Origin of the sequence: Halolamina sp. (assembly GCF_036626355.1) — an archaeon.
Lineage (GTDB): Archaea > Halobacteriota > Halobacteria > Halobacteriales > Haloferacaceae > Halolamina.
In genome coordinates, this window is the sequence record NZ_JAZKRY010000087.1 from 1 (window position 1) to 11859 (window position 11859).

The 11859-nt window shown below is 62.9% G+C and carries 15 protein-coding genes; 5 read left to right on the forward strand and 10 right to left on the reverse strand.

What is annotated here, in order from left to right; all coding sequences use genetic code 11:
- Window positions 1–108 precede the first annotated feature (108 nt).
- From V5A38_RS12440 to V5A38_RS12460, 5 genes are all read right to left on the reverse strand, one after another.
- Complete coding sequence (locus V5A38_RS12440; RefSeq protein WP_332326083.1) at window positions 109–1011, reverse strand: aminotransferase class IV; 903 nt, start codon at window positions 1009–1011, stop codon at window positions 109–111.
- Window positions 1008–1412 (reverse strand): hypothetical protein, encoded by a 405-nt coding sequence (locus V5A38_RS12445; RefSeq protein WP_332326084.1) that lies wholly within the window; start codon window positions 1410–1412, stop codon window positions 1008–1010. The genes V5A38_RS12440 and V5A38_RS12445 overlap by 4 nt, the downstream gene beginning before the upstream one ends.
- 48 nt (window positions 1413–1460) lie before the next feature.
- Window positions 1461–2012: a DUF4332 domain-containing protein gene (locus V5A38_RS12450; RefSeq protein WP_332326085.1), complete on the reverse strand. Its 552-nt coding sequence runs from the start codon at window positions 2010–2012 to the stop codon at window positions 1461–1463.
- 83 nt (window positions 2013–2095) lie between these two features.
- On the reverse strand, window positions 2096–2902 hold the full coding sequence (locus tag V5A38_RS12455; protein ID WP_332326086.1) for a shikimate dehydrogenase: 807 nt from the start codon (window positions 2900–2902) through the stop codon (window positions 2096–2098).
- A 102-nt stretch (window positions 2903–3004) separates the two neighbouring features.
- The gene (locus V5A38_RS12460) at window positions 3005–4198 is read right to left on the reverse strand and encodes a hypothetical protein (RefSeq protein WP_332326087.1); all 1194 of its coding nucleotides are present in this window, start codon (window positions 4196–4198) and stop codon (window positions 3005–3007) included.
- 217 nt (window positions 4199–4415) lie between these two features.
- Between V5A38_RS12460 and V5A38_RS12465 the strand changes: the two genes are divergently transcribed.
- From V5A38_RS12465 to V5A38_RS12480, 4 genes are all read left to right on the forward strand, one after another.
- Window positions 4416–5795 (forward strand): D-aminoacyl-tRNA deacylase, encoded by a 1380-nt coding sequence (locus V5A38_RS12465; protein WP_332326088.1) that lies wholly within the window; start codon window positions 4416–4418, stop codon window positions 5793–5795.
- An 86-nt stretch (window positions 5796–5881) separates the two neighbouring features.
- Window positions 5882–7042 carry a cell division protein FtsZ gene (ftsZ, locus tag V5A38_RS12470; RefSeq protein ID WP_332326089.1) on the forward strand — a complete coding sequence of 387 codons (1161 nt, stop codon included), beginning with the start codon at window positions 5882–5884 and terminating at the stop codon, window positions 7040–7042.
- A gap of 282 nt (window positions 7043–7324) precedes the next feature.
- On the forward strand, window positions 7325–7498 hold the full coding sequence (locus V5A38_RS12475) for a protein translocase SEC61 complex subunit gamma (protein ID WP_332326090.1): 174 nt from the start codon (window positions 7325–7327) through the stop codon (window positions 7496–7498).
- Window positions 7499–7936, forward strand: coding sequence for a transcription elongation factor Spt5 (locus tag V5A38_RS12480; RefSeq protein WP_332326091.1), 438 nt, complete (start codon window positions 7499–7501; stop codon window positions 7934–7936).
- Window positions 7937–8020: 84 nt separating this feature from the next.
- On the opposite strand, the gene V5A38_RS12485 is transcribed toward V5A38_RS12480, so the two are convergent.
- Complete coding sequence (locus tag V5A38_RS12485; RefSeq protein ID WP_332326092.1) at window positions 8021–8329, reverse strand: hypothetical protein; 309 nt, start codon at window positions 8327–8329, stop codon at window positions 8021–8023.
- Window positions 8330–8453: 124 nt separating this feature from the next.
- Between V5A38_RS12485 and V5A38_RS12490 the strand changes: the two genes are divergently transcribed.
- Window positions 8454–9188, forward strand: a complete 735-nt coding sequence (locus V5A38_RS12490) for a PHP-associated domain-containing protein (protein WP_332326097.1) — start codon at window positions 8454–8456, stop codon at window positions 9186–9188.
- 10 nt (window positions 9189–9198) lie between these two features.
- On the opposite strand, the gene V5A38_RS12495 is transcribed toward V5A38_RS12490, so the two are convergent.
- From V5A38_RS12495 to V5A38_RS12510, 4 genes are all read right to left on the reverse strand, one after another.
- Window positions 9199–9702, reverse strand: coding sequence for a metal-dependent hydrolase (locus V5A38_RS12495; RefSeq protein WP_332326093.1), 504 nt, complete (start codon window positions 9700–9702; stop codon window positions 9199–9201).
- Window positions 9703–9818: 116 nt separating this feature from the next.
- A complete protein-coding gene (locus V5A38_RS12500) occupies window positions 9819–10922 on the reverse strand; it encodes a site-specific DNA-methyltransferase (RefSeq protein WP_332326094.1) in 1104 nt (367 codons plus the stop codon).
- Window positions 10923–10970: 48 nt separating this feature from the next.
- Complete coding sequence (locus tag V5A38_RS12505) at window positions 10971–11252, reverse strand: MjaI family restriction endonuclease (RefSeq protein ID WP_332326095.1); 282 nt, start codon at window positions 11250–11252, stop codon at window positions 10971–10973.
- A 44-nt stretch (window positions 11253–11296) separates the two neighbouring features.
- Window positions 11297–11629 (reverse strand): MjaI family restriction endonuclease, encoded by a 333-nt coding sequence (locus V5A38_RS12510; protein WP_332326096.1) that lies wholly within the window; start codon window positions 11627–11629, stop codon window positions 11297–11299.
- Between the last annotated feature and the right edge of the window lie 230 nt (window positions 11630–11859).

Sequence of the window (11859 nt, forward strand, 5' to 3'; positions counted from 1 at the left end):
TAGTGATTACTGCGAATAGGTGCATCGACGGTGTCGAACGCCGCCGGTTCAGGGGTCCCCGTCACCGACACGGATGGTCACGGCGGGACAGACTCGCAGTAATCACTATCAGTAGAACGCCGACTCGACGCGCTCTCGGAACCGATGGGCGAGGAGTTCAGTCACCGGCCCGGTGTCGAGCGACGCGCCGTCCACTTCGTCGACCGGGCGGACCTCCCACGTCGAATTGGTACAGAACACCTCTTTGGCTTCTCGGAACGTTTTCGGCTGGATTGTCGCTTCTCGGACCGGGATCCCCTCCTCTGCTGCGAGGTCGATGACCGTCGACCGGGTGATGCCGGGACGCACCGGGCCCGAGAGCGCCGGCGTCAGCAGCCCCTCGCCGTCGACGGCGAAGACGTTGCCCGTCGCCCCCTGGGCGACACGCCCCTGTGCGTCGAGCATGAGCGCCTCGTCGGCGTCGCTGCCGCGGAGTTCGAGGCGGGCGAGAATCCCGTTCAGGTAGTTGTGCGTTCTCGCCTCGGCCGGGATCGCGGTGTTTGGCACCCGCCGGGTCTGGACGGTGCTGAGCGTCGCTGGCTTCTCCCAGACTGCGTCACCGCCGATGCCACCACGCGGGAGCGGTTCGACGCTGATGACGACCGTCGGGTCCATTTCGGGATGTGGGTCGAGCGACCCTGGCTGGACGCCGCGACTGATTGAGAGCCGGAGGGAGGCGTCCTCGAGCCCGTTCGCGTCGAGCGTTTCCTGAATCCGCCCGTGGAGTCTCTCGCTCGGAATGCCGTGGTCGAGTTCGAGCAGTTCGCAGGTAGTCGCCAGCCGGTCGGCGTGGGCCTCCCAGGCGAACACGTCGCCGCCGTAGGTCCGGAGGGTCTCGAACGCCGCGTCGCCGTACTTGAAGCCGCGGTCCTGGACGGAGACGGTTGCCTCCGCTGCGGGGACGAGTTCACCATTGAGGTGGAACAGCCGGGCCGAGCCCGCGCGTTCCGTCCCCACGGGGTCCTCGTTCATTGCTCCCACCGCCGGCAGAGCGCCAGACCGTTTCGGACCATCGCTTTCCCGTCCCCCGTAAGAAGACGCTCGGGGCGGAACTGGACATTAATGCTGGGAGGGTCCAGCTGCCGGATTGCGCTCATCACGGTGGACTTGTTCTCGGTCGAGCCCCTTTGGATAAGGGAGTCAGTGATACTCGACCGCTCGACGGCCAGTGAGTGGAAGGGCCCGACTCGGATACCATCAGGTAGCCACCCGAACACCCCCTCGCCGTCGGGTTCCCAACGTGCCCGCCGGTAGGCGTCGTCGGGGGCAGCGACGGCTGTGCGCAGTCCGGCGGGGACGCGAGCATTCTGGGCGCTGTTGGCTGCCACGGTGTGAAACCGGTCGCGCGAGCTGACGACCGTGGCCTCGGTCATAACGGCCAAACAGCTCCCGGCGGGTAAAAACGGGCGGGTTCCGGTGGGTTAGGTCTCGAACTCCTGGGCGCGGTCGACCCACTTGCCGACGGTTTTCTCAGAGACGGTGATGCGCTCTGCCAGATCGCTCGGGTCAGCCTCGGCGAGCTGGGCAACGGTGTGGATGCCGACCTCGTCGAGCCGATCGGAGTACGCCGGCCCGATCCCTTTGATCTCGTCGAGATCAGTGCCATCCTCCGATTCGGCCTCGCTATCGACTTCGACATCCTCGATATCGGTCGTCTCGTCATCGGCGCCTGGGCCGGCAGCCTCAGCCGGTTCAGCGCGGGACTCGGGGTGCGCCTGGGCCTCCGCCTTGTCGACCAGCGACTCCGTCGACGCGTCGGCGTCCGTGGCAGTCGCCACGGGTTCGTCAACGTCGCCTCCCCCGATCCCCGACTCCTCAGCAGACTCGCTCGCGTCCTCATCGACGCCTTTGACTGCTGCTTCGGTCTCGGCGTCGGCGTGCTCCTCCTGGACGACGACATCGGGCTCGGAACGCTCCGCTTCGTCAGAGCCGGATCCAATTCCAAGGAGCTGTCTGAGCTTCCGCAGTATCATGATGTGCCGGATGATGGACCCTGGATTTATAAAGGCAGCGTCCCCCTCAGTCGGTTTTGGCTCCCGAGCGCTGTGCGGGCCGTTCAGAGTTCGTGACGGAGCGCGTCGTTCATCACGTCGACCGGAGCCGGTTTCGCGGTCCAGCGCTCGAACGCCTCCACGCCCTGGTAGAGCAGCATCCACGCGCCATCCACCGTCGTCGCACCGGCGGCCGCGGCGTCGCGGAGTAGCCGGGTTTCCAGGGGCGCGTACACTGCGTCGAGCACTGCCAGCCCGTCGTGGAGCAGTTCGGCTGGGACGGGGGTTGCGTCCTCCTCCATCCCAACACTGGTCGCGTTGACCAGCAGGTCCGCAGTGGGAACTCGCTCGTCGAGGCTGTCGAGACCGTCGCCGGAGACGCCGAGATCGGCGAACTCCGCAGCCAGCGCCCCAGCCCGTTCGACGGTTCGGTTGGCGACGTGGACATCGGCGCCAGCATCCGCGAGTGCGTACGCTGCCCCCCGTCCGGCGCCGCCGGCGCCGACGACGACCGCCGATTCGCCGTCGATGGGGACGTCATGGTGCTCCAGTGCGCGGGTGACGCCGTCGACGTCAGTGTTGTAGCCGACCGGAGTCGCCGGCCCGAAATCGATAGTGTTCACAGCGCCAACAGCCTCGGCGGTTGGCGAGGGATCGACGTGGGCCAGCACGTCCTGTTTGAACGGAACGGTGACGTTCAGGCCCGCGACGCCGAGCGCGTCGGCGCCCGCGATTGCCTCGCCCAGTCGCGCAGAATCCGGTTCGAGCGTGACGTAGCGAGCGTCGACGCCGAGTTCCTCGTACGCGGCCTCGTGCATCGGTGGGGAGAGGGAGTGTTCGACCGGCGAACCCACGAGTCCGTAGACGTGCATCGCTCGTCAGTGGGTGCGGGCGGAACAAAAACCGCGTGGTGGGTCGTCGTGAGTGAAAGTGGGGAGACGACCGGCAGAATGACGACAGCCGAGGGAGGCCGCCTAGTGACCGGCGCCGACCGCAGTCACGTTGAGCACGAACACGTGGTAGAGCAGCACTCCGATGAACAGCGCGTAGAACACGCCGCCGATGAGGAACGGCCGTGGGGACATGTTCCCTCTCCCCACCGAACGGGCGCGGAGATAGAGGATGCCACCGGAGACGATGGCCAGAATCGCGGAGAACGCGTTGAGGAAACCGGTGGTGCCCCAAACGAGGGTGAGGTTCCACGACGTGAACACGATGCCCAGCGTCACCGGGAGCGTTCCCTGGAACGCCATCGCGCCAGTGATGTTCCCGATAGCCAGCGTGTCCTTGTCGCGCGAGATCCAGATCAGGGAGTTGAACTTCTCGGGGAGTTCGGTCGCCAGCGGCGCAAGCAGCAGCGCGACGACGGCCGTCGGGATGTTGAGTACCTCCCGGGAGAAGAACTCCACCTCACTGACGAACAGGTGCGCGCCGGCGATGATGATCCCCAGTGCGAACAGTGACTGCGTGAGGACGAGCAGCTTCGAGGGGTCGCCGCTGTGGTTCGAACTGACCCCGACTGCCGCCACTGGACTCTGGTCCTTCTCGATGAGGCCGCCAAGCATCAGGTCCTCGAGTTCGCCGCCCTCGATGAGTTTGCCGCTCTTGAGTGAACGGTAGACGTAGGTGATGTAGAGTGCGACGAGGGAGATGGCGATGAGCATCATCACCGTTTCACCGGTCACCGGTCCGAAAACCACCATGTCGGCAGGAATGAGCGCGGCGATGAATGCCAGGGAGTAGCCGACGAGGAAAAAAGAGATGTCACGTTCGGTTGAGTCGGCGTTGAAATGGAACATGTTGCCGTGGATTCGGCGGTCTCCGAAGTAGAGGACGGCTGCCCCAATGAGGAACATGGCGATGGTCGAGAGCATGAACGGCGCGCCGAGGATGGCGCCGACGCCCACGGAGTCGGCCGCCTCCTGTGAACCGGTGCCGAACTGCACCGAGAGGATGGCGATGACCGGAATCATCGTCTCGGGGAGCGCAGTTCCGACCGCAGCGAGTATCGAGCCGGTTGCGCTTTCGGAGACGCCGAGCCGGTGGCCGAGCCACTCGACGCTGTTTGTGAACACTTCTGCCCCGATAAGCAGAAGTGCGAACGACCCAAGCAGAAGAACCAGGTTGTCTATCGGCCCGGCGAGTAGCGAGGCGAGCGGAACGGGCATGATGTCCGCTCCCCGTCCCATACTAAAAAGTCGTTCCATCCGGTCGATTCCGGTTCTCTTTGCCGTGAATTACGTCGATCGGAGTACCTGACTGCTCCTCGTCGATTTGAATCCGGCGGTTGCTTGTACGGCCGGCCTCTTCGGCTCCGGCACCTCCCCCCGCCCGGCCTCTCCGACTCCGACGGCTACTTGCCACTCCCCGCTCGATTTCCCGCCGATGACTATCGCCATCGTCGTGTCTCGCGACGACCGCGCCTCGGTCCACATTGGCGAGCAACTGCTCGCCCAGGCCGACTGGGAAGAAGCGGACGACGACAGCCGGCCCGACGCCGACGGCGGGGGGCGCTACTACCGGAGCGGGCCCTACGAGCTCCGGGAGTTCGACGCACTGCACATCAACATCGACGATCCGGCGCCCGCGTTCAGCGAGGAGCCGGCCCTGCTCGTGTTCGTCTCCCGGCACTCCGGCGAGACCGGTGCGTTACTGACGGGCCACTTCACCGGGAATTTCGGCGAGGCGGAGTACGGCGGCCGCGACCGGGAGCTCACCGAGGCCGCCCCCAGCGCGCTTTCCGCGTACGGCAGCGCGCTCAACGCTCACGCGCCAGATGGCTACGGCGTGGCTATCGAGGGGACGCACCACGGCCCGACCGGGCTGGACACTCCCTCGATGTTCGCAGAACTCGGGAGCGACGAGGAGCAGTGGGACGACCCTGCCGGCGCTCGCGCCGTCGCCCAGGCGGTGCTGTCGCTCCGCGGCGTCGCCCCGCATCGCGAGCGCCAACTCGTCGGTATCGGCGGCGGTCACTACGCCCCGCGGTTCAGCCGGGTCGTCGAGGAAACTCCCTGGGCCGTCGGCCACATCGCCAGCGACTGGCAACTAGCGGAGCTTGGTCATCCTCGAACGGACACGGCGCGTGCAGTGCTCGATTCGGCGTTCGAGCGGAGCCGCGCCGAGCATGCGTTGGTCGATGGAAACCACCCGGAGGTCGAAGCGGTCATCGAGGCCCTCGGCTACCGCGTCGTGAGCGAGACGTGGGTCCGAACCGTCGGCGACCGGCCACTCCACCTGGTGGAAGCGCTCGAACGCGAGCTCTCAACTGTCGACGAGGGGCTCCGGTTCGGCGCACGAACGCCATCTGACGCGGCGAACGACAACAGCGAAACCGATGGCATGACCGGCTGGAAACAGGTGAGTCTTCCCGACAAACTGCTGAAGGAGGCCCAGAACATCGACCCAGAGACCACGAGGGAAGCAGTGCGCGCGACAACTGTCGCCTTCGAAACCGTCGAAAACGGAACCCGAGCGCGGGGTGAGGCCGCCATCGTCGCCGACGAGACCGGGAACGGCGACTACGAGCAACTGGTCGACAGTCTCGCGGCGGTACTCAAAGAATCCTACGACGAGGTGACTGTGGAGGAGGATGCTGTCCAGGCAATGGAGGTGGCGTTCGATCCCGAGAAGGCGAAACGGCTTGGAATTCCGGAGGGGCCAAAGATGGGGATGCTCGCCGGGGGGACGTCCGTCGAAGTGAACGGCGAGCCGGTGCCGCCGTCAGCTGTCCAGAGCGAGCGCGAAAAGGAATTTCCGGTTTGAGGGCGTCAGACGTGCGTCAGACACAGTTATCACAAACGGTCGAAAGGGAGAAAGATGAATAGGCTCCGCCGTATACGGATGGTCAAATGGACTCCATCGTAGAGGACGCAATAGACGAGGCCGAGGGCGAGCAGACTGAAACCGCCCCTCCAGAGACAGAGGATAGCAAAGCCGAGCCCGCGCCGGGCGAGGAAAGCCCCCAGTCGGGGAAGATGACCGACGAGGAACTACAGGCGGTTCTCCAGGACCTGAAAACCAACATCACGGTCGTGGGCTGTGGCGGTGCGGGCGGGAACACGGTCAATCGGATGCACGAGGAAGGCATCCACGGTGCAAAGCTGGTGGCGGCCAACACCGACGTGCAGCACCTCGTCTCCATCGAGGCCGACACGAAGATCCTGATGGGCAAGGACAAAACCCAGGGCCGCGGCGCCGGCTCGCTCCCGCAGGTGGGCGAGGAGGCTGCCATCGAGTCCCAGGAGGAGATCAAGAACGCCATCGCCGGCTCGGACATGGTGTTCGTCACTGCCGGCCTCGGCGGCGGCACCGGGACGGGCTCTGCGCCCGTCGTGGCCAAAGCCGCGCAGGCCGCCGGCGCGCTGACAATCTCCATCGTCACCACCCCCTTCACCGCGGAGGGTGAGGTGCGACGCACAAACGCCGAGGCCGGCCTAGAGCGGCTTCGTGACGTTTCGGACACGGTCATCGTCGTCCCGAACGACCGGCTGCTCGACGCGGTCGGGAAGCTTCCCGTCAAGCAGGCGTTCAAAGTCTCAGACGAGGTGTTGATGCGCTCGGTGAAAGGCATCACGGAGCTCATCACCAAGCCCGGGCTGGTCAACCTGGACTTCGCCGACGTTCGCACAGTGATGGAGAAAGGCGGCGTCGCCATGATCGGGCTCGGGGAGTCCGACACAGAGGAGAAAGCCGAGGATTCGGTACAGTCGGCACTCAGATCGCCACTGTTGGACGTGGACATCTCCGGCGCGAACTCCGCGCTGGTCAACGTCACCGGCGGCTCGGATATGAGCATCGGCGAAGCGGAGGGGGTCGTCGAAGAGATCTACGACCGCATCGACCCGGACGCCCGCATCATCTGGGGTACCTCCGTCGACGAGGAGGTCGAGGGCCGCATGCGCACCATGATTGTCGTCACTGGGGTGGAGTCCCCCCAGATCTACGGTGGGAACGAGCGGAGCCAACGCGGGCCCTCCGAAGAGCAGGTGAAGGAGATGCAGAACCAGTAATCGCTCCACACCGTTTCTCCAGCAGCATCTTGCGAGAAGTTCTCTCGACGAACACGACGTCGATCCGGAGTTTTCCACACGGTAACCGAAACGGTAGAACGTCCCTGCTGAGTCGAGGTGACGGACCCACCGAGGAAATCGCCACCACGACCAACCGTGGAGCTGGACCGGCCGATCCTCAGCACCGCCGAGGTCCGGCGACTCGAACTGTTTCCCCTCCGCCGACCGCCGAACGAGCGATGCAATAGATAGAAAAGGCGGCAGAGAGAATTACACAGCAAGATGGACGTCAAATACGACCCCTCGGATTATATTCGCGTGCTGAAGCTCGCGAGCACCCCCGAGTGGGAGGAGTTCTCGATGATCGCCAAGATCGCGGGAGCCGGAATCTTCCTTATCGGCTTTGTGGGCTTCGTGATCTTCGCGCTAATGAGCTTCCTGCCGGGTGGTGCGTAGATGCCGATATTCGCCGTCAAAACGACAGCGCGCCAGGAGGAGACAGTCGCCGACATGATCGCGAGCAAGGAGATGGCCGAGATCCACGCCGTGCTGGCGCCGGACTCGCTCACCTCCTACGTGATGGTCGAGGCCGACGACGACTCGATCATCGAGCGCATCCTCGAGGAGATTCCCCACGCCCGTGGGATGGTGCCGGGCACCTCCTCGATGACGGAGGTCGAGCATTTCCTCTCGCCGACCCCGGACGTGGAGGGGATCGCCGAGGGCGACATCGTCGAACTCATCGCCGGTCCGTTCAAGGGTGAAAAGGCACGCGTCCAGCGCATCGACGAAGGGAAAGACCAGGTGACCGTCGAACTCTACGAGGCGACCGTCCCGATCCCGGTAACGGTCCGTGGCGACCAGATTCGCGTGCTCGACTCCGAGGAGCGATAGACAGCGTCGCTTTCTGCTGCAGTTTCGTGGCCCGAGTGACCCGCTAAGCAGTCGCGGTCCCCCCTCGGGACGGAAAGAGCTCTCCTACCGCGAGGCGCCGCCGCTCGCGTTCAGCTGTTGTACGACGCTCTGGAGGTCGGCGTTCTCCTCGACGTCGTCCTTGACACCCTCGCGAGCGCGGACCTCGCTGCTGTCGGCATCGTATGCGCGGACGTACTCCGCCCGCGTGTGCTCGTCGAACGCGTGCCGGATGGCGAAGTAGCCCTCCGGGACGATGGTGCCACAGATCTTGCACTCGTGGCGCTGATGCTCCGTCGTCTGGTGTACGATCACGTCTTCGGAGCTGTCGAACGCACGTTCACAACCCGTGATACCGCAGTTCCAGCCAGCCATATCCGCTGCGTTGCGGGGGGAGGGCAAAAACGTTCTCCCCGCGGGCGCCGCCGGCAAACTCGGAGGCTATTTGAGGGCGGGACAACTGCCGGAATACGTGACATCGGTGACGATTCGCGTGGACATGCACATCAAGACCCTCGACGAACGGGTCGTCAGCCGCGCGAAAGCCCGTGGCCTCGACGTGCTGGTCTACGCGCCCCATTTCACACGGCTCCCGGAGATCAGACGGCAGGCCGAGCAGTACAGCGACGACGAGCTACTGGTGATCCCTGCTCGCGAGCTGTTCACCGGTAACTGGCAGAACCGCCGCCACCTGCTCGCGGTCGGTCTCTCGAACCCGGTACCGGACTTCATCTCCTTCGAAGGCGCGCTCGCGGAAACCGAAGCCCAGGGCGCCGCAGTCTGTGTCCCTCACCCCGCGATGTTGAACGTCAGCCTCGGACGGCCGGAGATCCGGGCCTACGCCGACCATATCGACGCGATCGAGAGCTACAACGCAAAATCCCTCCCGCCGACGAATCGCCGGGCCAAACGGATCGCCACGGAGGCCGGCATCCCGATGTTCGGCTCCTCCTATGCCCATCTCCGCGGTACCGTCGGCGAGGTCTGGACGGAGTTCGACACGGAGATCGACTCAGAATCGGACCTCGTGACCGCGCTGGTCTCCGGAACGGACCGACGGGTCGTCCACCACCCCGGCCTCGCCCACCGCGCACGGAACCTCATCGAGTTCGCCCATCTCGGCTGGGAGAACTCCTGGGGGAAAGCGGACCGCCTCTTCCTCTCGGGGATGGAGCCGACTCATCCCGACCACATCGCCTACGACGGCCGATTCGACGACGTGGCCGTATACTAGCTGCGACTCGTCACGCGCCGAACGACAGCGCCACCTGCTCTGCCAGCTCCAGCCCAGGCGGCAGATACTGCGGTATCAGGTAGACGAACGCCGCGAAGACGGCCAGTTCGATCAGCGTAATGGCGACGGTGACGACCTCCGCGTAGCTGCTGGAGGTGGTGACGCCCGACGGGACGCCGAACTCCTCGTCCCAGAACGGGTAGAACAGGGCGATGCCCCGGCGGCTGCCAACCATGTCCAGCACGTAATGGGTGAGGATGCCCGCCCAGACGAACGCGAGGTTGTCGAAGAAGAAGGGGTAGGCCAAGAAGACGGCGAGAATCGGGAGGTTGTGGAGCGTCTTGCGGTGCTTCCCGAAGGCAGTGTCCACGTCGGGGAACAACGCCCCCAGGACGAGCGGCATGAACACCTGCGCGATAGCGACGAACGTCGAGACGTCGCCCGCCGGCTCCAGCACGTAGCCGACGCCGATGGCCAACAGCACGGCGTTGATTACGTGCCCTTTTTTGTTCACACTGAAATCAGGGAGCGGGATAGGCCAAAGGGTTTGGGACTACTCGTCAGGGTCGTGCGGAGACAGCTGTTCTACCGACAACATGTTTTCTTCCAGGGGTCGAACGAATAAACAGGTTAGAAATCAGACAGTGACGCGACCTCACTGGCTCGAGGTTCAACCTCAGTCCGGATATCGGTCCCGTCCGCTGGTTCGTGTGTGACAACGTATCCCTCTGCTGTTTTCCCTATCTCCTCGGCTGTGTAGAACTGTATCGGTTTTTCTTGCGTGGTCGTGACGGGGAAGTCGTAGTTGTCGGCCTCGTATTTGAACTCCTTTCCTGCCGCGAGGCGATCCTCGACGAACGTTTGGTGGTCATCCAACCGTTGTTTGACTACCTCTTTGGAGTATGCTGGTACTTCCTCGACTCGCTCCTCGAACGATTGCTGAAATTCCTCGTCCAGTTCGTATCCGATCGAGTTCCGCCCAGCGACCATCGCGGCAAACGATGTGGTTCCGGTGCCCCAAAACGGATCGAGAACCGTATCTCCGTAGACGGAGTACATGTTGATGAGCCGATACGGAATCTCGAATGGGTAGGCCGCAGACCGCTCTCGTAGTTCGCTCTCGGCCATCGATTGGCGTTCCCCTTTGATGTCCATCCAGACGTCGGAGAACCACTGGTTTCGTTCCTCCCAAAAATACGCAGAGTTGTAGCGACGGTTCGATCCGGGTTCGAAGCTTCTGCTATCCTTCCCGTTTCGAAAGACGAGTATGTACTCATGTTCGAGCGTTACGTAGGCGTTCGGGGGGATCATACCCGAGCCCATGAACTTCGCACCGGAGTTGACGGGTTTCCGCCACAGGAGTTCGGGTAACGGCTCGAAGCCGAGAGTATCAAACGAATCGATAATTTGAGAGTGGTTCTGGAAGACACGAAAGCTTCCGTCTACCTTGCGCGTCGCGTCTCCGATATTGACACACACGATACCACCATCGACGAGAACGCGACTCGCCTCCGACCAGACCTTCTCCAGTTCCTCGTGCATTCGGTCGAATGCGGCTCGGCCGTCGCCTTCGTTGAGGAGTTCACCGATCTGATCGTCGAGTTCGGCAAATAGCTCATCCCACATTTCAATCATCGGATACGGTGGTGAGGTAACCACCAACTCGACAGAGTCGTCAGCGACTTCTGAAAGGGAACGAGAGTCACCAGAGACTACGAGATGGTTGGTTTCCATTCCGTAGCAATACCTTGCGACGGGTAGTTAACTTTTGGTACGCGCAACTCAATCGAGCGCATCGTCTAATTCGGCTACGTGAATTTTGAGCGCGTCACTTGTGGAGTACTCCTCGTAATAAACGATCGGGGCCTGAATATCCTCTCGGAGGCGTTGCTTCTGTTTGTAAGAGATCGGCTTAACGGAGACAGCTTGGTCTCCGAGATATCCGTCGATTCCGATTGATTCATCCTCAGTGGTCCCGAGAGCGTACGGGAGATCGTATTCTTCAGAGAGTTTCTTCAGGACCGCTTCTTCCGTCCGGCCAAGTCCGGTATACGTCTTATACACTCGGACGTGATCCGTTCAACAGTCACTATCGGAGATTCGGTGGATCAGCCGGTCTTGCGTCGCCTCAGATCAGGCGAAGTTGAGCAAAGCACGTCCGAGTGTATATATAGTACGAGGTCCGTTACCCACCGGTCAAGCATATCACGGTCGATTTGCTCCGCCGCATCTCGCATTTTGTCGACCATCTCGTATACCTTGTCCGCCGCTTCCTCGATCTTCTCATCGCCGTCGTTCTGTTCGTAGTAGAACTGCTTCCAATCCTCGAAATCCCCCTCCGGATATTCGTCGTTGTACTCGTCGAGTATCTCGTTGAGTTGACCAACGGTGGCAGGCCGTGTCCCCTGGGAGTTCTGATACTGCCGGACAGAATGATACAACCATCGCTCGCCGTGAATCGGCCGTCAGCTCGTGTGAGAGCCAGAGACTGGTGAGCGAGTCTGTACTGACTTCTGTCCGGCAGTATGATTCGCTGTGTTCAGGATCTGCGTCGTATACTTCGGGAAATCTGGGTCAAGACTCGCCACGAGCTCCACTCGTTCGTCTGCAGAAAGAGGATCGTTCGAGACATGCGTTGCAGGTCACACAGATGTTGAATAAAACTACCGAG